The sequence below is a fragment of the Pseudomonas sp. R4-84 genome (genome assembly GCF_054130985.1).
This window is the reverse complement of record NZ_CP096390.1, coordinates 930,815-956,743: the sequence shown is the minus strand read 5'-3', so window position 1 is coordinate 956,743 and position 25,929 is coordinate 930,815. Positions and strand designations below refer to the sequence as shown.

At 55.5% G+C, this 25,929-nt stretch carries 22 protein-coding genes and 2 pseudogenes; 15 read left to right on the top strand and 9 right to left on the bottom strand.

Annotated features, from left to right (window positions below; all coding sequences use genetic code 11):
- The first annotated feature begins 198 nt into the window (after positions 1-198).
- The 9 genes from M1D68_RS04440 (at position 199) to drt4 (ending at position 9,051) form a co-directional block, all read left to right on the top strand.
- Positions 199-1,038, top strand: a complete 840-nt coding sequence (locus tag M1D68_RS04440; protein ID WP_457969422.1) for a hypothetical protein — start codon at positions 199-201, stop codon at positions 1,036-1,038.
- Positions 1,039-1,128: 90 nt separating this feature from the next.
- Positions 1,129-1,410, top strand: coding sequence for a helix-turn-helix transcriptional regulator (locus tag M1D68_RS04435; RefSeq protein WP_457969421.1), 282 nt, complete (start codon positions 1,129-1,131; stop codon positions 1,408-1,410).
- Positions 1,407-1,712 carry a hypothetical protein gene (locus M1D68_RS04430; RefSeq protein WP_123351176.1) on the top strand — a complete coding sequence of 102 codons (306 nt, stop codon included), beginning with the start codon at positions 1,407-1,409 and terminating at the stop codon, positions 1,710-1,712. The genes M1D68_RS04435 and M1D68_RS04430 overlap by 4 nt, the downstream gene beginning before the upstream one ends.
- A 534-nt stretch (positions 1,713-2,246) precedes the next feature.
- Complete coding sequence (locus M1D68_RS04425; protein ID WP_046063904.1) at positions 2,247-2,537, top strand: hypothetical protein; 291 nt, start codon at positions 2,247-2,249, stop codon at positions 2,535-2,537.
- Complete coding sequence (locus M1D68_RS04420) at positions 2,534-2,803, top strand: DUF3077 domain-containing protein (RefSeq protein WP_009045449.1); 270 nt, start codon at positions 2,534-2,536, stop codon at positions 2,801-2,803. The genes M1D68_RS04425 and M1D68_RS04420 overlap by 4 nt, the downstream gene beginning before the upstream one ends.
- Positions 2,800-5,694 (top strand): DUF927 domain-containing protein, encoded by a 2,895-nt coding sequence (locus M1D68_RS04415; RefSeq protein WP_457969419.1) that lies wholly within the window; start codon positions 2,800-2,802, stop codon positions 5,692-5,694. The genes M1D68_RS04420 and M1D68_RS04415 overlap by 4 nt, the downstream gene beginning before the upstream one ends.
- Before the next feature lie 90 nt (positions 5,695-5,784).
- Complete coding sequence (locus M1D68_RS04410) at positions 5,785-6,627, top strand: chromosome segregation protein SMC (protein WP_457969417.1); 843 nt, start codon at positions 5,785-5,787, stop codon at positions 6,625-6,627.
- Positions 6,628-6,692: 65 nt separating this feature from the next.
- Positions 6,693-6,881 carry a hypothetical protein gene (locus tag M1D68_RS04405; protein WP_457969415.1) on the top strand — a complete coding sequence of 63 codons (189 nt, stop codon included), beginning with the start codon at positions 6,693-6,695 and terminating at the stop codon, positions 6,879-6,881.
- 529 nt (positions 6,882-7,410) lie between these two features.
- Entirely contained in the window at positions 7,411-9,051 is a 1,641-nt protein-coding gene (drt4, locus tag M1D68_RS04400) for an antiviral reverse transcriptase Drt4 (RefSeq protein ID WP_457969413.1), read from the top strand.
- Between the two features lie 287 nt (positions 9,052-9,338).
- Here the strand turns inward: drt4 and M1D68_RS04395 are convergent, their stop codons facing one another.
- The 3 genes from M1D68_RS04395 to M1D68_RS04385 are packed head-to-tail and all read right to left on the bottom strand — an operon-like array spanning position 9,339 to position 12,746.
- Positions 9,339-11,120, bottom strand: coding sequence for a hypothetical protein (locus M1D68_RS04395; RefSeq protein WP_457969411.1), 1,782 nt, complete (start codon positions 11,118-11,120; stop codon positions 9,339-9,341).
- Positions 11,110-11,595, bottom strand: coding sequence for a hypothetical protein (locus tag M1D68_RS04390; RefSeq protein ID WP_457969409.1), 486 nt, complete (start codon positions 11,593-11,595; stop codon positions 11,110-11,112). The genes M1D68_RS04395 and M1D68_RS04390 overlap by 11 nt, the downstream gene beginning before the upstream one ends.
- Positions 11,592-12,746, bottom strand: coding sequence for a dsDNA nuclease domain-containing protein (locus tag M1D68_RS04385; RefSeq protein WP_457969407.1), 1,155 nt, complete (start codon positions 12,744-12,746; stop codon positions 11,592-11,594). The genes M1D68_RS04390 and M1D68_RS04385 overlap by 4 nt, the downstream gene beginning before the upstream one ends.
- 1,482 nt (positions 12,747-14,228) lie before the next feature.
- On the opposite strand from M1D68_RS04385, the gene M1D68_RS04380 reads away from it, so the two are divergent.
- Positions 14,229-14,639 (top strand): response regulator, encoded by a 411-nt coding sequence (locus M1D68_RS04380; RefSeq protein ID WP_457969405.1) that lies wholly within the window; start codon positions 14,229-14,231, stop codon positions 14,637-14,639.
- A gap of 309 nt (positions 14,640-14,948) precedes the next feature.
- On the opposite strand, the gene M1D68_RS04375 is transcribed toward M1D68_RS04380, so the two are convergent.
- Both M1D68_RS04375 and M1D68_RS04370 read right to left on the bottom strand, forming a co-directional pair.
- The gene (locus M1D68_RS04375; RefSeq protein WP_420764057.1) at positions 14,949-16,274 is read right to left on the bottom strand and encodes an APC family permease; all 1,326 of its coding nucleotides are present in this window, start codon (positions 16,272-16,274) and stop codon (positions 14,949-14,951) included.
- A 148-nt stretch (positions 16,275-16,422) separates the two neighbouring features.
- Positions 16,423-17,244 (bottom strand): carbon-nitrogen hydrolase family protein, encoded by an 822-nt coding sequence (locus M1D68_RS04370; protein ID WP_457969403.1) that lies wholly within the window; start codon positions 17,242-17,244, stop codon positions 16,423-16,425.
- A gap of 123 nt (positions 17,245-17,367) precedes the next feature.
- Between M1D68_RS04370 and M1D68_RS04365 the strand changes: the two genes are divergently transcribed.
- Together M1D68_RS04365 and ggt are read left to right on the top strand one after the other, a co-directional pair.
- A complete protein-coding gene (locus M1D68_RS04365) occupies positions 17,368-18,168 on the top strand; it encodes a helix-turn-helix transcriptional regulator (protein WP_420764055.1) in 801 nt (266 codons plus the stop codon).
- A gap of 107 nt (positions 18,169-18,275) precedes the next feature.
- Positions 18,276-20,120, top strand: coding sequence for a gamma-glutamyltransferase (ggt, locus tag M1D68_RS04360; RefSeq protein ID WP_457969401.1), 1,845 nt, complete (start codon positions 18,276-18,278; stop codon positions 20,118-20,120).
- On the opposite strand, the gene M1D68_RS04355 is transcribed toward ggt, so the two are convergent.
- The 4 genes and pseudogenes from M1D68_RS04355 to M1D68_RS04340 all read right to left on the bottom strand — a co-directional run.
- Entirely contained in the window at positions 20,102-20,335 is a 234-nt protein-coding gene (locus tag M1D68_RS04355; RefSeq protein WP_434562314.1) for a helix-turn-helix domain-containing protein, read from the bottom strand. The two genes, ggt and M1D68_RS04355, sit on opposite strands and share 19 nt — an antisense overlap.
- Positions 20,336-20,342: 7 nt before the next feature.
- The gene (locus M1D68_RS04350) at positions 20,343-20,861 is read right to left on the bottom strand and encodes a DUF2975 domain-containing protein (RefSeq protein ID WP_420764052.1); all 519 of its coding nucleotides are present in this window, start codon (positions 20,859-20,861) and stop codon (positions 20,343-20,345) included.
- A gap of 130 nt (positions 20,862-20,991) precedes the next feature.
- Positions 20,992-21,423 (bottom strand): annotated as a pseudogene (locus tag M1D68_RS04345) (methyl-accepting chemotaxis protein); the annotation flags it as partial.
- A 156-nt stretch (positions 21,424-21,579) separates the two neighbouring features.
- A pseudogene (locus M1D68_RS04340) lies at positions 21,580-22,152 on the bottom strand (PAS domain-containing protein); the annotation flags it as partial.
- Between the two features lie 374 nt (positions 22,153-22,526).
- Between M1D68_RS04340 and M1D68_RS04335 the strand changes: the two are divergent.
- From M1D68_RS04335 to M1D68_RS04325, 3 genes are all read left to right on the top strand, one after another.
- The gene (locus M1D68_RS04335; protein WP_457969400.1) at positions 22,527-23,945 is read left to right on the top strand and encodes a short-chain fatty acid transporter; all 1,419 of its coding nucleotides are present in this window, start codon (positions 22,527-22,529) and stop codon (positions 23,943-23,945) included.
- 109 nt (positions 23,946-24,054) lie between these two features.
- Positions 24,055-25,215, top strand: coding sequence for a hypothetical protein (locus M1D68_RS04330; protein ID WP_457969399.1), 1,161 nt, complete (start codon positions 24,055-24,057; stop codon positions 25,213-25,215).
- 177 nt (positions 25,216-25,392) lie between these two features.
- On the top strand, positions 25,393-25,920 hold the full coding sequence (locus M1D68_RS04325; RefSeq protein ID WP_420764049.1) for an SET domain-containing protein: 528 nt from the start codon (positions 25,393-25,395) through the stop codon (positions 25,918-25,920).
- Positions 25,921-25,929: the final 9 nt, after the last annotated feature.

The following is a 25,929-nucleotide window of genomic DNA, read 5'->3' as shown; positions in this document are numbered from 1 at the left end:
GCCTCACGCCTGTTACACGCCCGCGCAAACATCCGTACACCGCGTGTGACATTGCCTCAATGTGTAACGCGTCTATCCCCCCTAACTCACTGCGGGCTGACGTTAGACGTGTCTGGTCATCGAGCGACTCACGCTGGTTTCACTTGCGGCACACAGGGCGCGGGATGAAGCGCGACACAACGCCTGAGGCGCTCGGCCATGGCTGATCATCAATCACTAGTAGATTCCGCGTTTACCTCGGGGCTAATGAGTTTTCTCTCGGCACAGCCGCTATACGAGCTCTGCCGTGAACAGATTCATGACGTGTGCTATTTGATCGAACAATGCTGCCTTCGCCTTCGCGACGACAGCAACGACTTCGATCCCAGCAGTCTCTGCATTAAGACGACAATGCATGAAGAGGCAATTTTTCAGTATGCCTCCACCGACACCAGAGCACGTCTCGCCCACTGGGTTCGTCAATACGGCGAGTGTGGTACGGCTTCGGATCGCGATGCCCACGCAGCCTACATCATGGCTTGTGCTGTGAAAGCGCTGGGGGAGCTAAACGACTGGATGCGAACAACAGATCAAAAGGCTTGGTCTCATTTTTCAGAGCCTCCGACCGACTGGCCGAGGGAACTCTACTGTCAGTTTGTAGAGATACAGGCCAATCCAGATGAACGCATTGAAGCGCTCGATCAGTACGTCCTTCACCTGGAGCCAATCATATCCCTGCCCTGCTTGATTGATGATGAACTGACGCCCGTCGCTGATCGAGCGAGCAAGAATGCGACTCGCAAAAAAGGCGGCATCATCAGCGGTATGGAGCGTAGCAAGGACACCTGTGCCCGAGATGCTGCAATTGTTAAGCAAGGCATGCACTACCTGGCGAAAGGCATGCCGGAGCGAAACATCCCAACCGCCGTGCATGCTTGGCTGGAACGTGAAGTTGCTAGACCGCTAAAACAGCGTCCCGAGTGGATCGCCCTCGAAACGGAAAAAGCACTCACGCGGAAAAGCGTAGAGGCCATTCTCAAACGCAATTTCGTTCTGTAACTGAAATTTCAATTGGAAGTGAACTGCTCACCGCACTTCACCGCCTAGATCATTGCTCTCGTCAGTCCAAACCAATCGAGAGCAATACCTATGAATACCTCTGTCACCGAATTTTCCCGCAAGTCACCCGCCAACGCCCCATCACACTTTGACGCATCTTCGACTCTGATCAGAATGCGAGAGTTGGAGGGCATCGTTGGAATGAAGCGCTCCACTATCTACAAGCTCATGCAGCGCCCCGACTGTAGCTTTCCTCAGCCAGTCAAACTGAGCAACAGCAATGCTCGCGGTGCGCCCGTGGCTTGGGTTCTATCTGAAGTTCAAGCATGGGCACGTAGCCGCATCGAGGCCCGTGATCAGGTGGCCGCATGAGCCGCAAGATCGCCAACAAAGCCCTGATGCACCCGTTCTCCATTCTTCGGCAGATCGGCTTTTCGCCTCGTCTCATGCAACGCTTGGAGCGCTACCGCACAGAGCAAAAACGCCTGAAACGGGACGTGATGGTGATGCGATGGGCAGATGGTATCTGGTGCGCATTGTCAGTTCCCTGCGAAGCGCCCCGAGCAATCATCGTTGACGAAGGCCAACAAATCGATGCCTACGAAGATGCACGCGCCTGCCTAGATGGCGACCTCTTGCCCTTTGTTTCCCTGCGCTGGGAAGTCAATGCCTGAAACGAAAACGCCTCCGGGGGCGATCCGGAGGCGTTGAGGTAAATCTACATGCCCGAACAATTTATGCCACACCCGAAAAATCCGCAAGACACCCCCATGGTTGCACTTTCGAAAAACGGACGTTACTCTCTGGGCGTCGCTGCAAAATCAGCGACCGGACTTGGCCGTCCGAATTGCAAAAGGCGCACAAGCGCCCTCCATCCGATAGCAGGCGCTTTTTTTGTGCCCGTCGTATCGTGTTATGGCGGCTGTGCGTGGGACACCTTCGGGTGTGCCGGGTCCCTTTTGCCCCGGTCGGCCAACCCGCGTACAGCTGTCACCTTTCCTTGCTTGGCCGCAAGCGGTGGCAGCTCCTCAGCAAAAGGAGCCTTCACAAATGCACCACGCCCTCAATCCGTCCAAAATTCGCGCCGCTGCACACCGTGCAATGGCTCTCGCCGCTTTACACGCCAACTCCAGCCTCGCTACTCGTCTTGCCCGTTACAACGCCCATATGGTCAAAGCTCGCGCTCTCGAAGCCGCAGGCGGTGCCCAATGAACGCCTCCCTCAGCTTCGCCTTGCCTGAAGACCTTCTCTGCGTCAGCAAAGACATCGAGAAGGGTGTCCCGGTTGATGCAATCACCTGTGCGATCAACCGCGCAGAGTCCGTGCTGATGTTGCTTGAGGACCATTTCGAAAGCGAAAGCGACAGACCACGCCTAGCCAATCATGTCCTGGCCGCTGTTATTTGGGATGTCCGGGGCACCCTGGGACTGATCAAAACCCTGACCCTGCACGGTGACACCACGTCTGTTCCGATGGATCAGAAAGGCGGTGCCGTATGAGCGCTCACACCACACTAGGCCGAGCGTCTTTCTTCAATAAAACTTCCGGCCAGGGCGTGTTTCGGGTGAATGCGGGCATTCCCATTGAGGACGCGCTCGAAACGGTTTCGCTCCTCCAGCATTACGCCAATCAACTCTCCCTTGATGCCGCCATGAGCGATAAAGGCGAGCGCTACAGTTGGTGCGCGCTTTACCTTGGCGAAATGGCAAAAGCCCTGATCGATGACGTGAACGATGCGATGTTTATGCCGGGGGCCGATACATGACCCAGCGCACGAACAAACCAACAAAACGCCCCAGCTTTGCCGACGTGAAAAGCGCCGCACTCAAGGACATTGATCGCGTCCTTGCGCACTGGCTGCCCAACGGCAAGCGTGTCGATGGCGGCAAGGAATACACCGCCCCCAATCCGACCCGCACGGACAAACGTGCCGGGTCGCTCAAGGTCAATCTGAGCAAAGGCACTTGGGCGGACTTTGCTACCGATGACAAAGGCGGCGACCTGATCGACCTGGTGCGCTACCTCGAAGGCGGCACAGACGTCGAAGCCTGCAACAAGCTGGCGGATCTGCTGCACGTATCGGCAGGCGCCGCGCAATCAAAGCCCACACCGAGCAAAAACAAAGCACCAGAATGGATCGCCATCCAACCGATCCCGGTCGAGGCCATGAACAAGTGCCCGGCCAAGCACCGGCAACACGGCGTGCCCTCCAAGGTGTGGATCTATCGCGATGCGCAAGGCCAGCCCCTCATGGCGCTTTATCGCTTCGACCTTGGGCCGGACGAAGAAGGCAAGCCAAGAAAAGTCTTTGCACCGTTGACCTGGTGCCAACGCGTCGACGGCCAAACCACTCAATGGCGTTGGCAAGGACTGCCCGATCCGCGCCCTCTTCTGCACCTGGACAAATTGTCGCAACGGCTCGATGCCCCAGTCGTACTGTGCGAGGGTGAGAAAGCCGCCGACGCTGCCGCCGAGCTGATGCCGAGCTACATGGCGACCTGCTGGCCGAACGGTTCCAACTCTTGGCACAAGGCCGACCTGACGCCACTCAAAGGACGGGCGGTCTTGTTGTGGCCGGACAACGATTCCAGCGGTCAGAGCTGCATGGAGGCCGTCGCGGAAAAGCTGCGTGAAATCGGCGCCGCCTCAGTGCAAGCAATCGCCCTGGACGTCTTCAAACGCAAGCCCACGCTGAAAAATGGCAAACCGACCTTTGCCAAAGGTGGTCAATGGGACGATGGCGACGATGCAGCCGACGCACTCGCCAAGGGCTGGACATCGGCCCACCTCGCCGAGCTGGAGCGCACTGGCGAACTGCTTGGCTCGGCACCCGCTCCCGCTCCGGCCGGAGAAATCGAAACAAAGGTGCAGCCCAAAACCAAGCGGCCCGCCAAACCAAAAAACGACCTGCTGCCCGGTGGTTTTCGCCTGACGCCAGAAGGCGTGTTTTATTCCGGCGACGACGGCGAAGCGCGGCCTGTGTGTTCGCCTCTGGAGATCCTCGCACGCACCCGTGACGGCAAGGGGCATAACTGGGGCTTGCTGGTCGAGTTCGACGACCCGGACGGCCAGAAGAAGCGCTGGAACATTCCGGCCCGCACCATGACCGGCGACTTTGGCAAGGACGTACTTGGCCCCCTTGTGGACATGGGCTTACGTCTGGCGGGCAGCCGCTCAGGACGCAATGCACGCAACGACCTGCAAAGCTATTTGCAGGGCTTTGACAGTGCGCAACGGGCTCGCCTGGTCACTCGGCTGGGCTGGCACGGCAATGCCTTCCTATTGCCCGAACGGCAGATCGGCTCGCATGACGAACATCTGCACTTCTATGAGGCTGGGGCACAACTCCCACCGATCAGCGAGTCTGGCACGCTGGAGCAATGGCAAGAGCACATCGGCGCGCTGTGCGTAGGCAACCATCGTTTGGCGTTCGTCGTCAGCGTGGCCTTTGCGGGACCGCTGTTGAATATGCTCGGTCACGAATCAGGCGGGTTTCACCTCTATGGCGACAGCTCCGGTGGCAAGACCACCCACCTGCAAGTGGCCGCCTCGATCTATGGCGGGCCGCGTGTGGTGCGTTCTTGGCGCTCGACAGACAACGCCCTGGAATCCATCGCTGCCGCCCACTCAGACGGGCTCCTGGTGCTGGATGAAATCGGCATGTGCGACCCGCGCATCATCGGCGAAACGGTGTACATGCTGGGCAATGGCACCGGTAAGGCTCGCGCCAATGATCGAGGACAAGCGGGCCGACAGGTACAGGAGTGGCGCTTACTGTTTCTCTCGACCGGCGAGAAGACGTTGGCGCAGCACATGGCCGAGGCCAACAAGGAGCTGAAAGCCGGTATGGAAGTGCGCATGTTGGCCGTGCCAGCCGATGCCAGCAAAGGCCTGGGCATGTTCGATGTGTTGAGTGGTTTCGATGACGCAGCGGCTCTCTCTGACGCACTCAAAGCTCGGGTAGCCAAATACTACGGCACGCCTCTCACCGCGTTCCTGGCGGCCCTGTGCGAGCCCGGCAAGATGCATGGATGGTCAACCATCCTTCGTCGGACTCTGGAAGGGTTCGTCGCCAAAGCTCTCCCCGCTTCGGCCAGCGGACAGGCACACCGAGCCGCTGCACGCTTTGGTCTAGCCGCAGCGGCCGGAGAGCTGGCTACCGCTCTCGGCGTCACCGGTTGGCCCGACGGCACCGCGACCACGGCGGCACGCGTCTGCCTGAGCGCATGGCTGAATGAGCGTGGCGGCGCCGGAAACCTTGAAGGTGATGCGATCTTGGCCCGCCTTCGCCAGATCATCGAGCGCTTTGGTGAAAGCCGCTTCACCCGCTGGGAAACCGCCGCCGCGAAGATCGATGAGCACGGGCCCCGCACTATTGACCGCTTGGGGTTCCGTAAAACCCTGGAGCACGGCATGGGGGACACCATGCACACCACCCATACCTACTACGTGCTGCCCGAGGCATGGCGCTCCGAGATATTCCGGGGCATGAACATCAACGCCGTGAACAAGGAGCTGCTGCACCGGGGTGTGCTGGAACCGGGTAGCGACGGCAAGGCATCGAGCTTGGTCCGGTTGCCCGGTCTAGGCCCGCAACGCTGCTACATCGTGAAGACGATACCGGGAACGGATGAGAGCGAGGCTCGGGCTGCCTGACGGCCTCCCTACTGATCGAGGTAGCGCCGGCTCATTCCCGGCCTCGCCAGCCGCTCAACCAACCCAAACGAATTGCACAGAGACAAGACAATGAATGAACTCAAAGAACTGACAGATCGCCGCGAACAATTAATCCTCGAAATGGAAAATGTCAAAACCGAAATGCTTCCGCTCAAGACTGCGCTGCAAAGCGCCGAGGTCGTTGACCAACGCAGGAAACAAGAAGTACAGCATCAGTATGAAGAGCGAAAAAGGAAGTTTGATTCTCTGGACTTTGAGATCTATAGGTTGAATCAAAAAATCCATCGTCGTGAAAAGCTCGCGAATTACGAAACCCTGATGGCGGGCTACGTTGATGCAATGGCGACTTGGAAAGCCGACGAGCAGGAACTCAACGAAAAGCGCCAGAGCCTTAGCACCCGGCTGAGTCAGATCCGCCAGCAAGCGACAGATGAAATGGCAAAGGCTCGACAGGCTGAGACAGAAGCGGCGACGGCCTATGCCCAAGCCGTAGCTTGGGGCGACGCAGAAGGTGAGAAGACTGCCAATGTCGACGCTCAAAAGGCCGCGAAAAACCTTACGACTGTAGCCGAGCAGAACCGTCGTCAGCAGCTGATTATCACGGCTCTGGAACAAGAGTTGACCACAGTCGACCAACACATCTCAGAAGCCCAACAAGAGCACACAAAAATCCAGAATGACTCGCTGTACCTCGCGACCTTGGTTCTCGAGGAGAGATGGAATGAGGCAGCTCAAGCGTTGCTTGATATCGGCGGAAAGCTTTGGGCGGCCCACCGCATGATTAACCGAGATCCTGTCGCCTTGCGAAAGTTGGACGTTCCAGAGCAAGGCGAGAACTTTGGCAGTTGGACCTCGCATGACCTTTCGGAGCGCGCGGGGCAGTACAGCGTGCAAGACGTGCTGGCCATGTAACGACCTGTCCACCTGAAACAGCCCACATGTGTGGGCTGTTTAAACAATGCACAAGGACCAGCAGTATGAACACCGCCATGCAGAACAACTCCAGTCGTGCCGAAACTCTGAAGGCAAGAAAAACCCATCTGAGCGCCCTGCTCAAGCTCATGGGCTCTCGCTGGGGGAAAAGCACAGCGATACAGAACCTCACCGCAAACGCGATCAAAGCAGAGCTGAGTCTCATCGATCAGCAATTGAAGCGCCGGAGTTAACGCACGTGGAAGCCTATCCGGCTTCCGCTGCCTGCTCTATAGGGAATTGGTTGAGCCGACAGGTTTAACTGTTCAGTCCCACCAACGCATTGATTAAAGGGCTGCTTTCGGCCGATTGTGTTGAAAAAGTCGGTCCTTCCAAACTGCTCGCATACTGACTGCTGAAGACGCCTTTTTTGCACGCAGCTATGCGAAATCTGAGCCCGGAATCCTCTGCTCAAAGTAAGGATTTCAATCTCAAGCGCGTACTTTTCTGCCGTGGAAACCGAAGCCGACTTTTTCAACAGAATCGGCCAAAGCAGACCTTCGACCGGCCGAGTATCGTCACGATGAGAACATCACCTGCTTACTTACGATCAAGCAGATCCAAAACCCTGGGCGTGCAATGTCGGCAACGCTGCCAGTAACAGATTCTTCGACTACCCTACTCACCTGAAAGGTAAGCCCAGATATCTGGGTACGGTACCTTCAGCACACAAACGAGCATGGATCCACACAAGTTACTTCATTAAATAGGACAGGTTACATAATGGACGACGAACGATTTGTGTTTGAAGCGCTAACCCGATTCAACTACTTCCCGAATCAAAAGCAGGGCGTCGGCGAGATTCCACCGATCTTCAATTCCAGACGATTCACACCCGAAGTGGTTCTTCGAATCATTCAGGAGCCAGACGCATGCGATGAACGTGCAAAGGACCCAGAGAGCAATAAGACAGGAAGGCCTTCAAAGGGCTTTGATTTTGTTGAATATGCTTCCACTAGGTACAACAACGTGCCCAGACTTCTAGGAATTCCCCATCCGCAGGCGTATGGGCGGCTTGCAAAATGTATCTCTGAAAACTGGGAGCACATGCGGGGAATCTGCGATAACGAAAGTAGCAAAATCAAACCATACTTTCATGTTGACAAGCGATTAGTAGTGATGAACTACGACAGCTTTCGAGAGAAAGTTCTGGAGAAAAGCCAGACATCATTCGGCAAGCGTTACTTGGTGAATACGGACGTTGCAAGCTGCTTTAACTCTGTTTATACGCACGCTATTGAATGGGCGGGGATGGGCGAAAAAGAAGCCAAAAGGCAGCTTGGGGTTAAAGACAACGTCAACAAGCACTGGTCTAAAGATTTGGATAAGTGGCAAAGGAATACACGACGCCTTGAAACTCAGGGCATTACAATCGGACCGGCGACGTCGACCGTCATCGTCGAACTCATACTAAGTGTAGTAGACGAGAGACTACGTGAAGAAGGATATGAATTTGCCCGATATGTTGATGACTATGTGTGCTATTGCAAAGATTCATCGGAGGCCGAACGCTTTTTGCAAAAACTTGCCAGCGAATTGAAAAAGTTCAAATTCTCATTAAATTTATCGAAAACCAAAGTCGAACCATTGCCCGCTGCAATACAAACCGACTGGGTAGCAAAACTTCATGCCGCACTCCCTCAAAAAGTTGGCGAAGGCAAGAAGTACGAAACGGATGACACTATACACTTTTTAGAGTATGCGATCTCATTAAACAATCAAACACCGGATGGCAGTGTATTAAAATACGCCATGCAGCAACTAATCCACTTGCTTGATAATGATTGGATCAGAGTCATCACTGACTATGTGACAAACTTGAGCTGGCATTACCCACTATTACTGCCCTACTTGGGGATAATCTTCGAAAAACATGAAATTCAACACTCTGACTACGAAGAAAGGCTAAACCAAATCATAATCGAGAACTCCAAAAATGGGCGATCGGATGGAATGTGCTGGCCTTTACACTTCATCAGTAAACATGGGCTGGCCCTTAATACGTTAGCTGAAGCGGCAGTTATCCATTCTCAAGACTGCCTGTCAATGTGTATATTGATGCAAATAACAGGCTGGACAGAGAACCTACAACGAGCATTCGAAACCCTAAGCGAACTTGATGTTTATCAAAAAGATCGGCAGTGGGTGTTTCTCTATCAAGCTTTTATCAAGGGGTACATACCCAACCCCTACAAATCGCCCGTATTCGAAATCATGAGAGAAATGGACGTTGACTTCATGCCACCAGAAGGAAATGAAAGCCTAGCCGAATCGTATTGCACCCATCTGGAATTTGCAGATGCGTTTGAGCCAGAGCATGGGCCATATACATTCGAAGAATTCCTACAACGAAGTCATGCTTGAAATTACAGAATTTTTTTAAGCCATAACAGATTGATATTGGCAGCTACAGGCATGGCTGATCGTCTTCTTTTAGCCGATTTCTGCTCGTGGTGAGAGGCAGAAACCGGCCAAAAGCAGCCATTTAGCGTCTACAAACTAACGTGCAATTCAAGGTCGCGCCTGAACTACTGTCTTCATAAAGAACAACTTAGCCGATAAAGCTGAGAAGCTGAACCAAAGCTGTCATGGAGCACCTGTACAGTGCGGGGGATAGGCCGTACTGCTGGGTCAGTTCGGAGAACTAAAGACTATGAGTCCAGAGTGTTATTGAAATATCCGAGGTACATTGGCTGTTCAAAACCACCGAACTTTGGAAGCCATTCTTCATCCGTCGCCGGGTCGATCTCGAAGCGGTAGCTGGTAGTCGAGAAGATAACCTGAGCGTTATTTTCTAAAGCCACTACTTTGAGCTCTTTGATGTACGCATCCAGATCCTCTGAGTGAATCTCCTGCTGCCGAGGGGTATCGAATATCAATGTTCGGAAGGGAGAGATTGGATTGCCGGTGCAAATTTCAAATAGCGCAGCGTGGAATGCGAGCACCGTACGAGCCTTAGAGCTTCCTTTGATGATCCCAAGCTTCTCAGAGCCAAGAATTGGCTTCAGATCACTGTCGATCTGGATCTCTCTGGAGATGTTCTTGGAGTTTAGGATGTCGAGCCAGCGGGCCATTTTCTCGGCTAACGCGAGCTTGAATCGCATTACATCCGGAGATTGCTCTCTGGTTTTTCCGAGAGACTCTAGCTCGTTTTGAACCGCCTCTCGCCGATTCAGCAGTTCGAGGTGCTTACCTTCTTGGCTCTTGTATTTCTGTTGTTGACCTTTTTCGAGCTCTAACTCGAAGAGTTCGGAGGCAATTTTACTGATCGCCTCAATGAACATCTCAATCCCTGCTTCGCGCTCTGCAATCCCTCTCTTTGCGGAAAGATCAGCGATTTGTCCTTCTAGCCAAGTCATCTTGGTCTGCAGAGCTTCAGCCTGCTGTATATTTGCGGAGGTCACGGCTTCCAGATCTTTCATCTGATCTTTGAGATAAAGCAGGCTTTTGCCATACGAGTCAGAGCTGACGAGAAACATTCCGCACGAGGGGGTTGTGCATATTTCGCTAAAAGAAATGAATGCACGGCGAGCTTCTTCATTCAAATCCAGGGTCTCGATTTCGCTTTCGATCTCATCTCGTATTTGAGACGAACTGCGAATCCTCGACTCTAGGGTTATATGCTGTGAGGCTATCTCTCGGTGCTGGCGACGAAGATCGGTAATCAAGAAGTCGAAGCTGTTTAATGTCTCGCTTTTAATGTCCTTGGTCGTCTTCAACTCATCAAGACGAGCTTTGAGTGAGTTAATACCACGCTCAATATCCGCTTCAAGTCGCGGAGCGGCTGGGAGGTCTTGTCGCAGCCTCTCCATGAGCTTACGGCTATCTGTGATAGTCTTATCCAAGTAGTCGAGCTCTTTTTTCAGATTAATCGTCTTTTTGGCCGCGTCGAATGAGCTTCTGGCAGGGAGGCCCACGGCTAGGCGAATCATTTCGGAATACTGAGCTTTGATAAAGCTATGTCGCGGCGGAACGTAATAGTCAGAATAACCGGTGTCCTGGTCTAGATAAAATAGTGGCAGTATCGCCGAGAAATACGGAATTGTAGCGGTGTCACTATTGGTAGTCAGACGCTCAGATCTTAGGTTCAAGAGGCCTAGCATGAACCTGGAAAAGTCTTCATCATTATAGAAGCGATTGATAGTTCTGCCGTCGCTGCTAACGGTGATGTCGTATTTCTCTCCTACCATCCGCTCAAAGGAAAGTAAGTTAGTGTTTATATTTACTCGCAGGACGACCTTTCCAGTATTCCGAATGATGTCATCACGAAACTGGACGTCTAGTCCGAGACAAAACATGATGGATTGGATTAGCGGTGTTTTCCCACTTCCATTAAGGGCAAATAGCTGAGTAACAGATTTACCAAACCTCAGCTCCTGAGAGCCCCATCCACCAGCATGGCTTGCAAAGAACTGTAGGGATTCAAATTTCATCTAGTTTGGCCTCGATGTCTCGTTCTTTGCAGATATTTCTATATGATCTTTTGATGGTTAGGAGCGCCACGCAAAGGTGGCTTTCCTCGCTCATAACTTTGTCTATGAATTTCTTGCCAGGCTCTGCGGCATCGATCCAAGAGTTGTGTTTGTTAACAACAACCATACCAGCGTCTTCCAAGAATGTCAGCGCCTTAATTGTTCTTACTCTTAAGTTCGCAGACCAACCTAGCTCTTGAGTTGAACCCTTGAAACTGGCAATGCTCTGTTCAAAACACTGCCCAACCAACATACCAATGTCGTTACGTTTAGGCTTTGCTTGGCTACGCGCGAGTAAAATTATGGTCAATGCGATTAACGGGATATGAAATAAAGTTTCATTACCCAAAACGTCAGACCTGTTTCTTGGCGAGTACGAGAAATTAAGACTTTGGGACTCAGTGCTTGCTGCAGCCACAGCTTCACGAAAATTCATGAAGACTCTCCTTTCACGATTTCGGACAGTACGGCTCCAAAAACTAATTCTTCAGTTAGGTCATTGCGGCCTAATAGCGTGCGAAGATTAGTTGTTAGCTTGACGACCGCGCCTGTAATTGTCTTCATGTCTATTTTTCCGACAGCCAGGTTGTCTGTCAGGGTTGTTATTTCACCCATCAGCTCAAGTAGTTTTAGCTCTTGGATTGTGTGCCTGTTAACTCGATACCAGGTTTCCCACTGCGATTTGAAGTTTGCAAATGAGTTAAGCGTTTCTTCCTTATAGTTGTTTCGCTTTAATACGCGCTGAAGAATCGAAACACTTTTAATAGCATTTGGGTCGCCGCCGTTTCTGAGGAGATAGTAGGCCGGGCGAGAAATGGCAAGGATGTCGAGCATGTCATCTAGGGTCACACTCGCTTTATCATTAAGCATATCCTCGGTCATGCTGTCCTTTATTTCTTCTGATGATTTGCTTTCTATTAGTGAAAGAAGCTGAATGATCAGAAGCCGAATCTCCTTCGGAGTTAAATTGATTTCACTGTATTTGTAAATTTGACTATGTGCGCTTGATACGAAGTTGTCGTCGTCTTCGTTCAGGATTTGCTGGCGAGGCACTAGCTTTAGGTGGGACAGGAAGTCGAGAACTTCTTTGTCGGTCTTTACTGCCAGACTTGGTACAAGCTTTTTAGTTTCAGTTATGAGCGTTGCCGTGTGCTTGGATACAACATTGCCGGATTGTGCATCGTTGACCAACCCTTCGACATCATCGTCGAAGTTGATGTTCGTTAAGATGACGAGAGAGTGGCAGGTGTCACCGAAGTTATCTACGTGCAACAACATCTTGCCGGCAAAGCTGTTGGGTAAATCATGGCCGTCTTTTTTGGTTTTCTTGATACCAAATATCTCTAGGATATTGTAAAGATGGTTCTGCTTTGTCTTTGTTTTGACCTGTACGAAGCGGTAGTAAATCTCCCCGTCATCCACAAACTTTACCACGTAATCTTCGTGGTAGTCGCAAAAGACTCGCTCAATGGCGCGGTCTTCGAGGAGTGCTAAGCATTCTAGGCTTGCGGCTTTGAATTGGGCCTTAAATCGGTGAATGGTATCTCTACCGTTCAACTCGCGAGCCTTAACTTCATGAAGTTTCATATATAGCGCTCAGCGTTCTTTGTCGGATTGGAGCCGGCTATTCTGAACGGTTGAGAACCGCTGCAGTTGCGTGCCCCCCCCAAACGATTCGGCGGCACACATGGCATTTAGTGAGGTGAGGGGCGTGTACGGATGTGACCGCGATAGCAACAAGCTGCCGGGCTTGAGAAGCGCGATGTCGAGAGCGCAGATATTCACTATTAGCTTCCATTGCTAAGGCCGTTGGGGCTGATGTGCTTTCAGTGAGTGCATCATATGCGGCTGATTGCCATCAGTAAACGATGCTGGGCGATCTGGTTGCCGCACAATCTCCTCACTGTGTGTGATAGATGATTATGTTGGCACTGTCCGGTGCCTTGTACTTGGCAAGACACCGCAGCCCCCTGATCGTACCGATGTGCTGTTCGCCGTTGATCGTATTTAAGACGAATAGGTGTTTTGTCAGACGTCCGTTTCTGCGCCGCCCTGAGAGGCTGCTTCTGGTCGTTTTCTGTCTTTCTTGAATGACCGTTTTTGGCCGGTAGCGGCCTGTCACACCAGCGGGCTAATCGCTGATAGCTTGCTGACGCCTAGCAAAGGGCTCGTGCCTAATTGCCAATCGTTGCTGATGGCCAGGCGAAAGTTCGACAAGAGCTCCTTTCCTGTCTTATGGGTTTACCAGACCTCTAAGCGTTACACCAATTGGCTTAGTAACACGCCTAAAAAGCTAATGCTTAAACATAGTGTTACGCCGATAAAATCCAATAAATACAGTAAGTTATCGACAACCGTTACACCAGTAACGCTCGTAACACTGCTTTTCACAAGGATGCGTATTCCCCCGCTCCCCGGAAGCACCAATGCCACCAGCGAACGTCAGGAGCAGTTCCAAAATTTACCGGGGACCCTGAGGTTTCTTTAAGACACGGGTCGGAAACCCGCGTGATCGTGTTAGCGAAAAAGTGCACAGCTTAGTGAACATGTGAACCTGGTGAACTGGCGGTTCACATGTGCATTTGCCCTATCGCTTGGTGGTTCGCCGGGGACCCTGGGCATTTCGGATGGGTACGGGGCAAAAAACCCGCAGCATCTTGTTAGCGACTGAGTTTTCTACGTCGGTTGACAGGTTGACGTGGTTTACAGTGTCCCCAAGGTTGACCGGGTTCAACCGTTCGCTATCAACAACACAATGGTTCACCTTTACCGTTGCGGTAACGATCCCCTTTTTTCATGAGGATCCTTTCAATTTCAACGTTGAAATTTCAGTAAGCTGCAATCTCTGTCGCTACCAAGATCCCGCGGGTTTCCGACCCCGTACCTTGGGAAAACAGCAGGGTCCCCGGCGCTATCTCTTCCTGCCGGTCACTTTGCTGGCGTCTGCAGCAACGGGCCGCTTGATGGCCCACCGGTTCATTCCAGCAAGCAAACCAACGCAAGATTGAGAATAACGAATACACTCTCCCATTCATCATCCGCCCGCCTGAGGCGTCGATAAGGCCAGCTATGAGCGCTGATTGGGAAGCTGTAAGACGAATCGACGGTGAAATCTTGATCGTTGAGGATGACTCGACTCTGCGAGGGCTTACCCGGCAGATCGTAGAGGAAATTGGTGCAAAAACAGTAGTGTTTGAAACCGCCGATCAAGCGTTGGTGTATCTGCTGCAATCCAAGCGGCCCTGTTGCCTGGTGATCGTTGACTATGGTTTGCCAGGCCAGATTAACGGAATGGAATTTATACGAATGGTCCGAGGAAAATGGCCTTCTGTGAAATCAATTCTCATGTCCGGCTATGAGCTGATGCCTGAAACAGTCCCCTCTCCGACTCTCTATCTACAGAAGCCTTGGTCTGCGGACAATCTACTCATTTCAATAGCTGAGCTACTCCAACCTGACCATCCAATACGGAAGCTGTGAATGCGCCATTAACATTTAGGGCGCGCGGCAGCAGAAGGAGTCAATGTCTGAAGGGCACTTCCAATACCACAGCGCAGCAGGGCGTGTATGCCCACGTGTATGCCCATTTCTAAGCTATTAAAATACTGCCTTAAAAACAGTGACGTACAGATCCAGTTCAAATGACTGTGTACCACCAAGTCCTGTTCAAAGATGTTCCTGAATGTCTTTGAACAACAAGAAGCCCGCCTAGTGCGGGCTTTCTTGTTTCTGGGTGTATCTCCCGGAATGCCCCCGCAAGATTCAGCTATTCCCACGGGGCGTAGTGATTTATGTGGCTTCCTGGAAATCCATCTCCGGTGGCTGGCGACGAAAACCTCCCGTCAGCACCGCCAGATACACCACGCCAATCGCCAGCCAGCTCAGGCCAAGGTAGATCGCCAAGTGATCGAGGCTGACCATCAGCCATACATCAGCCGCCAGACCAACGAACGGGAACAGCAGGAACAACACGAATTCACGCAGCCCTTTCTTCTGCGCGCCGATCCAGTAGTGAAAAATCACCGACAGGTTCACCAGGCTGAATGCCAGGAACGCGCCGAAGTTGATGAACGAGGTTGAGGTGGTGACGTCCAGTTTCAGCGCCAGCAACGCGACCACAGCGCACAAGAGAATGCTGTTGACCGGCGTACCGAAGCGTTCATGCAAGGCGCCAAAGAACGATTTCGGCAGTACGCCATCTCGGCCCATGGCGAACAACAGCCGGGAGCCGCTGGCCTGGGCCGACAGCCCCGACGCGAATTGGCCAACGATCAGGCCGATCAGGAAGATCGATACGAACAGGTCGCCACCGATATTGCGGGCAATTTCATAGGCCGCCGCGTCGACACTGTCGAACTGGGACGACGGATGGGCGATCTGCACGAAGTACGACACGCTGACGAAGATCAATCCGCCGACCAGGGTAATCAGCATGATCGCTCGTGGAATGGTACGGCGCGGGTCGCGGGTTTCTTCGGTCAGGGTACTGACCGCGTCGAACCCCAGGAATGAATAACAGGCGATGGCTGCGCCGCTCATGATCAATGGCATCTGCATGTCACCGTTAAAAAAGGGCTCGACCGACCATAACGGTGTGCTCGCATCCCCGCCGACATAATGAACGCACAACGCAACGAAGGCGATCAGCACCAGGAATTGCACCAGCATCAACAGCGCGTTGATGCCGTTGGCCAGTTTCAGACCGACGATGTTGATCGCACTTGTGATGCCAATGAAGACCAGCACCCAGAGCCACTGCGGCACGGTCGGGAATGCGGAATGAAGGTAGGCCGCGCCGATCAGCCAGATGGCCATGGGCAAGAAAAGGTAATCGAGCAATACCGCCCAACCGGCGATGAAACCGAGTTTCGGGCTGATCGCCTTGCGGACATAACTGTAGGCCGAACCGGCGACAGGGAACGCCGCGGCCATTCGGCCGTAGCTCATCGCGGTGAAGAACATCGCCACCAGTGCTGCCAGGTAAGCGGCGGGGACCATGCCGGAGGTGGATTGAGCGAGAATACCGAAAGTGCCAAGGACAATGATCGGTGTCATATAGGCGATGCCGAACAGCACCACCGACCCCAATGACAGGGTGCGTTGCAAATGAGCCATGAGTGACTACTCCGAATTATTAGATTTATGGCAGAGCCGAGTTCGGCGCAATTTCGGGTGTTAGGTTCTTGTTCTGTTTTTTTTCAACGCAAACGTGTTGCTTGTCAGGGCCTCTTCGCGGGCAAGCCCTGACGACACAGATTCAGGATCAACGCGAAGGAATCAACAGCTCTCGCAATCCATAGGGATGCTCGACAATCTCTCCCGGCATCTTCAGCCGCTGATCATCGAGGTAGCGATAATCACGCCGCGCCGCCGTCAGTTGGTTCAGGTCCAATTCCACCGCAAACTGCCCTTCTTCGCGCCCGGCCTCGAACAACAGCGTGCCCAGCGGGTCCACCAACGCACTGCCGCCTGCGAACACCAACCCGCCATCCCCTTCTTCCACCCGATTGACCATCAGCGCATACGCTTGGTTTTCCTGGGCTCGAGCCATGATCGCGGTGCGGTGAGTCGGCCCGTAGGGGTCCATGTTGCCGTTGGTGACGATCAGCAGTTCGGCCCCCAGTTGCGCCAGGGCTCGGGCGGTTTCCGGGAACTCGATGTCGTAGCAGATCAGCAGACCAACGCGCACACCGTTCCACTCACACGTGGCGTAACGATCGCCGGCCTCGAACACACCGCGGTCCGACGCCCAGAGGTGGGTCTTGCGATACTTCAGCGCGATGCCCTGCGGGGTGATCAGCAGCGTGGTGTTGTAGAAGCGACCACGGTCGTTTTCGGCCACGCCTATGACCACGGCAATGTTGTGCTCCCGGGCCGCAGCAAGCACCGCGCTGACAGTCGGGCCATCCAATGGCTCAGCGGTTTCTGCCACTGTCTCAAGCGATGGGAAGCCCATCAGGTGCGTTTCGGGAAATACGATCAACTGCGTATCGGCCGCACAGGCGGCAATCGCCTGAAGGGCGTGTTCGAGGTTATAGGCCGTGTCGTTATCACGGCCCGCCAACTGGGCGAGTTCGACTTTCATGGGTATTCCTTGTTCTAACCAGGCGGGCTGAAAGATTGCCCGGTCGGTGTCTGTGAGCCAGTATGCGCAGCAGACCCACGGCGGGAAATCACGCCGCTGGGGTAACCCGATAGGGGTAGAGGCATGACACTTTCGTTAGACGACATCGCGTGGCACCGCTCGGTCGGGCAACTGATCGACGCCTTGGACAAGCCTAATTTCTGGACGCAGCTGGTCCGTTTGCTCGATCAATACGTACCTTTCGACAGTTGGGTAGCACTGCTTTTCAGCGCCGACCAGCGCCCGCAGGTATTCGCAGAGTGCCCGGGTGCGGACGGCAGTCCGGATCAATTGTTCCAGGATTATCTGCGCGGCCTGTATCTGCTCGATCCGTTCTACATCGCCTGTCGCGAGCAGTCGCGCACCGGGCTGTATCGCCTGTCGGAAGTCGCACCGGAACATTTCGAGTTGACCGAGTACTACCAGCGTTACTTCCGCCTGAATGTGGTGTCCGATGAGGTCCAATTCAATTGCCAGCTCGAAGGCGACCGCACGCTTTGCCTGTCGCTGGGCAGCAAGCAGCGGTTCAGTGGCGAGCAGACTGCCTTGCTGTCACTCATCCAGCCCTGGGTGCTCGGCCTGTTGCGCCAGCGCCTGCCTTACGAAATCAACGAAGTGGTGGCCCTTGCACCAGCACCGCCGCAAGCCGATTGGCGCGTGCAGCTGGAAGCGTCAGTCCAGCAGCTCAAAGGCGCGCAATTGACCGCACGGGAGCTGGATGTCGGGCGCTTGATGCTCAGCGGTTGCTCCAGCAAGGAAATCGCTCGCAAGCTGGAAATTTCCGCCGAAACCGTAAAAGTCCATAAAAAACATATGTACAGCAAACTGGGGATCAAGTCCCAGTCCGAGCTGTTTTCTATTTTTCTCCAGGCGCAGAACGCCTGACGTCTTGTGGGGGCGAAGCCGAATCGCCGCCCCCCGTCGATTTGCGCCCCACGCCTCGTATCGCTACAGTCGATCTCAATATCCTTGGCCCATGGACGGAGCGACACGTGCTTTCAGATCTCAAATCGAATCTTCATCGCCTGTCAGCCGTTTCGCTGCTGGCTGTCGCCTTGGCACTTGTCGCCTGCAAGGCTCCGCCCTCCTCCACGTCCGCTTCTGCCTTGCCCACGGCTCCGGAAATCGCTTCCGGCTACCGCACCGATCTACAGACACGTCATGCCGACAAACACATGGCCGCCGCGGCAAACCCGCTTGCCGCGCAAGCCGGCCGGGAAATGCTCCGGCGCGGCGGGTCGGCCATCGACGCGGCAATTGCCATGCAGGCAGTGCTGACGTTGGTGGAGCCGCAGTCTTCCGGCATCGGCGGAGGTGCGTTCATTGTGCTATGGGACGGCAAGGCGGTGCGTACCTACGACGGCCGCGAAACGGCGCCGGCCGGTGCTACCGAAAAACTCTTCATCCAGGCCGACGGCAAACCGATGCCGTTTACCGCCGCGCAGATCGGCGGCCGCTCCGTGGGTACACCGGGCGTGTTGCGTGCCCTGGAGCTGGCCCATCGCAAACATGGCCGCCTGAAGTGGGCGACACTGTTCGAGCCGGCGATTGTATTGGCGGAACAGGGGTTCAGGATTTCGCCTCGACTTCACTCGATGATTGCCACCGATGCCTCTTTACCCGGCTCCCCCGACATGGCCGCCTATTTCCTGAATGCCGACGGCAGCCCCAAGGCAGTGGGCACCCTGCTTAAAAATCCGGCACTGGCGGGCGTCCTCAAGCGTATTGCCAACGAAGGCCCCAATGCTTTGTACGAAGGGCCCGTTGCTGAAGAAATTGTCGCCAAGGTCCAAAGCCACGCCAATCCGGGCAGTCTGTCGTTGAGCGACCTCAAAGGTTACGCCGCCCGCGAGCGCGCGCCGTTGTGCACCGACTACAAACGCTGGCAAGTCTGTGGCATGGCGCCGCCCTCCTCCGGCGGGATTGCCGTGGCGCAGATCCTCGGAACATTGGAGAACCTGGAACAGCGCGACGGCCCAACCGCCCTCGCGGCATTGAAACCGATCAAATCCACGAACCCCGCTGGTATCGAGCCTTTGCCCGAAGCCGTGCACATGATTTCCGAGGCTGAGCGCCTGGCCTACGCTGACCGCGCCCTCTACGTTGCCGATCAGGATTTTGTCCCCGTGCCGGTCAAAGGTCTGGTCGACCCCACGTATCTGGCGAGCCGCGCAAGCCTCATCGGCCCTCGCAGCATGGGCGTTGCCAAGCCGGGAACACCACCGGGCATCCAGATGGCCTTCGCGCCGGATCGCTCGCCCCTGCGAATTTCCACCTCGCAAGTAGTGGCCGTGGATGACCAGGGCGGCGCCGTGTCGATGACGACCACGGTGGAGTCAGCGTTTGGTTCGCACTTGATGGTGCAGGGATTCATGCTCAACAACCAGATGACTGACTTTTCCTTCATTCCCGAAGAGAACGGGCGCAAAGTCGCCAACCGCGTCGAGCCCGGCAAACGCCCGCGATCATCCATGGCTCCGACCCTGATCTTTGATCGCCAGAGCGGCGAATGGCTGGCCGCGGTTGGTTCCCCAGGTGGATCGCAGATCATTGAATACGTCGCCAAGTCCGTCATCGGCCTGCTGGATTGGGACCTGGACCCGCAAGCCGCCATCAATCTTCCCAACTTCGGCAGCCGCAATGGCCCCACCGAACTGGAACAAGGGCAATTCAGCCCGGCGTTGGTCCAGGCGTTGAAAGACAAAGGCCACACAGTGGGCGAAATCGACATGACCAGCGGCACCCAGGCGATCATCCGGGTGCGTGATGGCCAAGGGAAATCCTCGCTGGCTGGCGGGGCAGATCCAAGGCGCGAAGGTCAAGCGCTGGGCGACTGATCGGATTCGCTTCGCGGCTGGTAAACCAGCAGGTCGGCCGGCTGACAGTGCAGATAGTCACAGATGGCTTCCAGGGTCGCCAAACGTATGCCCTTGACCTTTCCCTGCTTCAACAGGGAAAGGTTGGCCTCGGTGATGCCAATGGCGGCGGCAAGATCCTTGGACTTGACCTTGCGCATCGCCAGCATCACATCAAGTTGAATCACGATAGGCATGGGTATCTCAAACGAAAGTTCGGTTTTCTGAATCGACTTCAGCGGCTTGGGACAGTATCCGGGCAATGATCGCAATGCACGCCGCCAGAAACAAAGCGACGAAGGACGGCGCGGTGATGCTCAAGCTCAGCAATCGCTGGCCAACGGGCGCATTGATCGTGAGCAGCAGGCTCAACAAAGGTTCGCACAGGAAATCCAGCAGCACCCACAATGCCACCGCGCGGCCGGCCTTGCCCAGTGCAATGGCGGCTTCGCCGGAGAAATACTGCCCCTGCGCATAGCGCTTGAAGAGCTGTCGCAGATTGACCAGCCCGACTGTCAGCGCCAGCAGAGGGATACTCGATAAGAAGATCGCGCCGAGGCTCTGCCAACCAGTCAACAAGGTCGCCTCCCCTGACAGGCTGGACAACTGACGCTGAGTCAACGCAAAGCCCAGGCCGTACTGCGACTCGATATCAGGAAACACCCAGACCAGGGCATTGATGACCATCATGGCCGCAATGAATATCAGCGTGATGGCAGCCATGCGTTGACTATAAACAGCTAGGCGATTCGAACCCATGTGAGGCTCCAACAGAACGAAAGGAGCCCAGAACATAGCCCTAAAATTATCGAAATACGATAATTAATTTGTAAAAAACAACAATAAATCGCCCTTATGTTGATAACTGATTGGCAAACTGGCTCACCGCGTCCACGACTTTCTTCGCGCCGTCCTGGATCTCGACGATTACCGTTCCCGCCTCGGCCGCCAAGGCCAGGCCCTGTTCAGCCTGGTGTTGGCCGTCGGTCATCAGCGCCACGGCATTGCGGGCCATGTCCTGGTTCTGGCGAACGACGCCGACGATCTCATCGGTTGCCTGGCTGGTACGCGACGCCAGTTGCCGGACCTCATCGGCCACCACCGCAAAACCGCGCCCTTGTTCACCGGCCCGGGCAGCCTCGATTGCGGCGTTGAGCGCCAGCAGGTTGGTCTGTTCGGCGATGCCGCTGATGGTCTTGACGATGGTTCCGATGACCAGCGACTGTTCGTTCAGTGCCTCGATACCCTGGCCAGCGGTCTGCATATGCCGGGCCAGGTCGCGCATCACGTCCACGGCCTGGGTCACGACGGTGGTGCCGCGCTGGGCGCTGTTATCGGTTTGCAGGGAAGTGCTGTAGGCGATGTTGGCGGCCGCGGCAACGGCTTTTTCCTGCTTGACCTGGTCGGTGATGTTGGTGGCGAACTTGACGATCTTGTACAGGCGATCGTTGGCATCGACCACCGGATTATAGGAAGCTTCCAGCCACACCTCGCGACCGCTGCTGTCGATACGCTTGAAGCGCCCGGCAACGAACTCGCCGCTGTTCAAACGCTTCCAGAACTGCTGATAGGTCGCGCTGTTGTATTGCTCAGGCTCGCAAAACGTACGGTGATGCTTGCCCTTGATCTGCGCGAGGCTGTAACCCATCGCATTGAGGAAACGGTCATTGGCCGTCAATACATGGCCACCCAGGTCGAACTCGATTACCGCCGTCGAATGCACCAGGGCACTTATCAGGTTCTCATGCTCGCGGGAGTTTTCGATGGTGCGAGTGAGGTCGTTGGAGTACATCGAAAAAGAACGAATTCGCCCCTCGGCATTGCGTATGGGCTGGAGGATCGAGCGCAGCCAGGCCTCTTTGCCGTCGCCCCGCATCAGGCGCACGGCGCCGGAAAAATGCTCGCCACGGGTCAGCGCGGTCTTGAAGCGCGCCTGGAATTCATTGGACTTCAGGTAAGCCGGTACCAGTTCCTCGACAGAACGGCCAATCAGGTCTTGGCTCTTGTAACGCATGTCATCGAGAAAGTTCTGGTTGACCGACTGTATCCTCCCCTCAGCATCGAGGGTCAAACCGAGCATTTCGCGATCAAGGCTCTCTTTTATCTGCATGAGACTGGAGAGTTCTTGGCGAAGAGCGAGCAGCTCCTGCTTCAAGCGATTGTTGAACATGGCAAGCTCCGGCAGGCAGGAGAATTACTGCTGTTCCTTGCCATCGGCCCAAGGATTTTTTTCTGAAGAGCGCCGGTGTTCGGTCTGAAAAAAATCACGTCGTACTCCGAACGCCGGTCCGTCTCCCACGGTCATTGGAATGTTCCAATATTGGCGCCCGACCGCCGATGCTTCGTCGCTCCAGATACCGATAATCATAAAAACCCGAGGTAATTGCCGTGACCACTGACATTGAAGACAGCCGTTCCGCCCGCTTCGCGCTGCGCTGTTCCAGTTTTGCCGAGCGCTGGTTCCCCGACTCCTGGGTCTTTGCCGCGCTGGCGGTGCTGGTGGTCACGCTGGCGACGCAGCTCATTGGCGCCACGCCCACTGCCGCAGCCATGGCTTTCGGCGATGGGTTCTGGAGCCTGATTCCCTTCACCATGCAAATGGCGTTCGTGGTGATTGGCGGTTATGTAGTGGCCAGCTCGCCTCCAGCCGTCAAGCTGATCGACCGCCTGGCGCGCATTCCCAGCAATGGCCGCTCCGCGGTGGCGTGGGTGGCCGTGATCTCCATGGTCGCATCGCTGCTCAACTGGGGGCTGTCGCTGGTGTTCGGCGGCCTGCTGGTGCGTGCCCTCGCCCGGCGCGCCGACTTGAAGATGGATTATCGCGCCGCTGGCGCTGCCGCTTACCTGGGCCTGGGCGCGGTGTGGGCGCTGGGGTTGTCTTCTTCGGCCGCGCAATTGCAAGCCAACCCGGCCAGCCTGCCGCCATCGATCCTGTCGATTACCGGCGTCATCCCTTTTACCCAGACGATTTTCCTCTGGCAGTCCGGTGTGATGCTGCTGGCGCTGATCGTGATCTCGGTGATCATCGCGTATGCCACCGCGCCGGGCCCCAACAGCGCCCGTGACGCCGCCGCCTGCGGGATCGACCCCAGTTTCAGCATGCCGGCGCTGCAACCGCGCACCCGCCCCGGGGAATGGCTGGAACACAGCCCGCTGTTGACCATTGCATTGGTGCTGCTCGCCGCTGGTTGGCTGTTCCATGAGTTTTCGACCAAGCCGGCCATCAGCGCCATTTCCGGGCTCAACACCTATAACTTTCTGTTCATCATGTTGGGCGCCTTGCTCCACTGGCGGCCACGCAGTTTTCTCGATGCCGTGGCCCGCGCCGTGCCAACCACCACCGGCGTGCTGATCCAGTTCCCGTTGTACGGATCGATTGCCGCACTGTTGACCACCGTCAAGGGCAGCGATGCGCAGACGCTGGCACACCATATCTCGACCTTTTTCGTACAGATCGCTTCCCATGACACCTACGCCCTGTTGATGGGCGTCTACTCGGCGGTGCTGGGCTTTTTCATTCCTTCCGGCGGCGGTAAGTGGATCATCGAAGCGCCCTATGTCATGCAGGTGGCCAACGACCTGAACTACCACTTGGGCTGGGCCGTGCAGATCTATAACGCCGCCGAAGCACTGCCGAACCTGATCAACCCGTTCTACATGCTGCCGTTGCTGGGCGTTCTGGGGTTGAAAGCGCGGGACTTGATCGGATTCTCTTTCGTGCAGTTGCTGGTTCACACGCCGCTGGTATTGGTGCTGCTGTGGGCCCTGGGGACCACGCTGACCTATTTGCCGCCAGTAATGCCATAAAGCCATAAAAAAGGGCCGATTTTCCATCGGCCCACTTCTTCTTCGGCTCCGTCTGTTTCAGTATGGATACACCCTGTTTCCAAGGGCCCACGCTGAAAAGGATCTGAGCATGTTCAAACTCGCCGTACTTCCTCTCGCCGCCTTGGCCTTGAGCGCCACCGCCCAAGCCGCCGACATCGGTGTCAACCTTGGCAGCACCGAACGCGTCACCCGCCTCTTCGCTTACCCCAACAACTGCAATGTCATCTGTTTTCGCAACTGGACACTCGAGCAGACCGTCGAGCATTATTTGACGCAAAGCGTCCAGCGCGACGGCTACGACGCGGCCAAAGTCGAGGTCAAAAGCGACAACGGCACCGTCTACGCCAACATCAGCGGCGTGCCGAAGAGTTATGGCCAACCGTTGGCCGCCTTGCTCAACGCCGGCGACCTCGCCTATAACGGCGCCACGAAACTCAACACCGATAAAAAATGGGCCTACAACTGGTACCTGTTCCTGCCCCTGGGCATGGCGCTGGAGAACCGCAAGAGCGTCGAGCTGCTGCACTTCCCGCCGGATTATTCGCTGACCCAGGCCCAGGATTACCTGGAGTCGGCCACCACCGACCGCTGGGCCACGCTGCTGACCGCCAACGGCATCGCCGCCGGGGACACGCCTGCTTACCAGACCATCATCGACATCGCGCCCATTGCGGCGCCGTCCAATGCGGGCAGTACACTCGCCGGCCTGTATAGCTATTTCAACGATTACCAGACCACCATGGTCAAGGAAGTCACTCGGAACGCCAGCGGGGCGTCGCTGCCGATGGTGGCTTTCGGAGCGCCCGTCCGGGACTGGATCAAGACCCAATACGGCCAGACCGTGGCGGTACTCGGCCTGGCGACCATCGAGCCTGCGCCGGGGGCCAAGGTTCCGGTGCTGGGCTCCAACCACCCCAGCTACATCTGGTACGCAGCCGATCCGGACAGTTATGACGGCGACCAGGCCAAGGCCGATGCCGCGGGCTTGAAAGTCATGGGCCAGGACCTGAGCGCTGCATGCTGGCAGGCCGGAATGGGCAGCAAGCCAGGTACCGACCCGAGCGCATTGCTGAGCCGATGCACCCAGACGTGGCAGGTCACGCAAAAAGAGCAGACTTGCGAGCTGTTCTATACCTCGGTTCGCAAGCTGAGCGAGGTGGACGCAGACAAGAAGTGCGAAACACCACCGGTCAAATCGCAACTGCAGCAGTTGAAAGTGCCCATGCCCTTACCGGCCGAAGCCGTATAAACCCTGACGAGCCTTTCCTGTGTAAGCCTGCGCTCACACGGGAAAGCGCTTATGGCACCTGTCAGAGTCGACAGTAGATACGCACTACGGCTTGGAGGAAGCTATTGGAGTTTTTAACCGCCGCCGGCTGGAGGCCAGCGCTGAAAAGTCGAGTGTCCAGCACCGACAAGGACGGTCATGATCGAATTCATCGACAATTGCGTCGATTCAAAGACCCGGGACTGCATCTATCCGGGAAAACAATTCAGCCCTCGCCAGGGCTATCCCTCGGTGCGCGATTTTGAAGTGCGCCAGACCAACGCCGGTCGCGGCAATGGGATCATCGCCCGCAAGCCATTCGCCCCCATGACGCGGATGTGCAGGGTATCGGGGTTGCTGATCAGCCGCCGACGCCTGCACACATTGCAGCTTCTGCCGGATGTCCACATGTACGACCCACACTTCGCCGGATTGCTGCTGCACTCCTGCAATCCCAATGTCTTCCTGGACATGAGCGAATTGTGGCTGTGGTCCCTGACGGATATCCGTGAAGGCGACCGCCTGGCGATGGACTACGCCAGTACTGAACGCAAGCTGTATCGGCAATTCGCCTGCCGGTGCGGTTCATCCAACTGCCACGGCTGGATCACTGGCTATGACGAATCGCCGAATGAGCGAGGAATGGAATTTTTGCGGCACTGGCGGCGCCGTTGTCATCGCGACTAGAGGTTGCCC

Bases quoted from the DNA above. Each gene is read 5' to 3' on its own strand.
- M1D68_RS04440 (WP_457969422.1), top strand. From the start codon at position 199: ATGGCTGATCATCAATCACTAGTAGATTCCGCGTTTACCTCGGGGCTA.
- M1D68_RS04435 (WP_457969421.1), top strand. From the start codon at position 1,129: ATGAATACCTCTGTCACCGAATTTTCCCGCAAGTCACCCGCCAACGCC.
- M1D68_RS04430 (WP_123351176.1), top strand. From the start codon at position 1,407: ATGAGCCGCAAGATCGCCAACAAAGCCCTGATGCACCCGTTCTCCATT.
- M1D68_RS04425 (WP_046063904.1), top strand. From the start codon at position 2,247: ATGAACGCCTCCCTCAGCTTCGCCTTGCCTGAAGACCTTCTCTGCGTC.
- M1D68_RS04420 (WP_009045449.1), top strand. From the start codon at position 2,534: ATGAGCGCTCACACCACACTAGGCCGAGCGTCTTTCTTCAATAAAACT.
- M1D68_RS04415 (WP_457969419.1), top strand. From the start codon at position 2,800: ATGACCCAGCGCACGAACAAACCAACAAAACGCCCCAGCTTTGCCGAC.
- M1D68_RS04410 (WP_457969417.1), top strand. From the start codon at position 5,785: ATGAATGAACTCAAAGAACTGACAGATCGCCGCGAACAATTAATCCTC.
- M1D68_RS04405 (WP_457969415.1), top strand. From the start codon at position 6,693: ATGAACACCGCCATGCAGAACAACTCCAGTCGTGCCGAAACTCTGAAG.
- drt4 (WP_457969413.1), top strand. From the start codon at position 7,411: ATGGACGACGAACGATTTGTGTTTGAAGCGCTAACCCGATTCAACTAC.
- M1D68_RS04395 (WP_457969411.1), bottom strand. From the start codon at position 11,120: ATGAAATTTGAATCCCTACAGTTCTTTGCAAGCCATGCTGGTGGATGG.
- M1D68_RS04390 (WP_457969409.1), bottom strand. From the start codon at position 11,595: ATGAATTTTCGTGAAGCTGTGGCTGCAGCAAGCACTGAGTCCCAAAGT.
- M1D68_RS04385 (WP_457969407.1), bottom strand. From the start codon at position 12,746: ATGAAACTTCATGAAGTTAAGGCTCGCGAGTTGAACGGTAGAGATACC.
- M1D68_RS04380 (WP_457969405.1), top strand. From the start codon at position 14,229: ATGAGCGCTGATTGGGAAGCTGTAAGACGAATCGACGGTGAAATCTTG.
- M1D68_RS04375 (WP_420764057.1), bottom strand. From the start codon at position 16,274: ATGGCTCATTTGCAACGCACCCTGTCATTGGGGTCGGTGGTGCTGTTC.
- M1D68_RS04370 (WP_457969403.1), bottom strand. From the start codon at position 17,244: ATGAAAGTCGAACTCGCCCAGTTGGCGGGCCGTGATAACGACACGGCC.
- M1D68_RS04365 (WP_420764055.1), top strand. From the start codon at position 17,368: ATGACACTTTCGTTAGACGACATCGCGTGGCACCGCTCGGTCGGGCAA.
- M1D68_RS04355 (WP_434562314.1), bottom strand. From the start codon at position 20,335: ATGCCTATCGTGATTCAACTTGATGTGATGCTGGCGATGCGCAAGGTC.
- M1D68_RS04350 (WP_420764052.1), bottom strand. From the start codon at position 20,861: ATGGCTGCCATCACGCTGATATTCATTGCGGCCATGATGGTCATCAAT.
- M1D68_RS04330 (WP_457969399.1), top strand. From the start codon at position 24,055: ATGTTCAAACTCGCCGTACTTCCTCTCGCCGCCTTGGCCTTGAGCGCC.
- M1D68_RS04325 (WP_420764049.1), top strand. From the start codon at position 25,393: ATGATCGAATTCATCGACAATTGCGTCGATTCAAAGACCCGGGACTGC.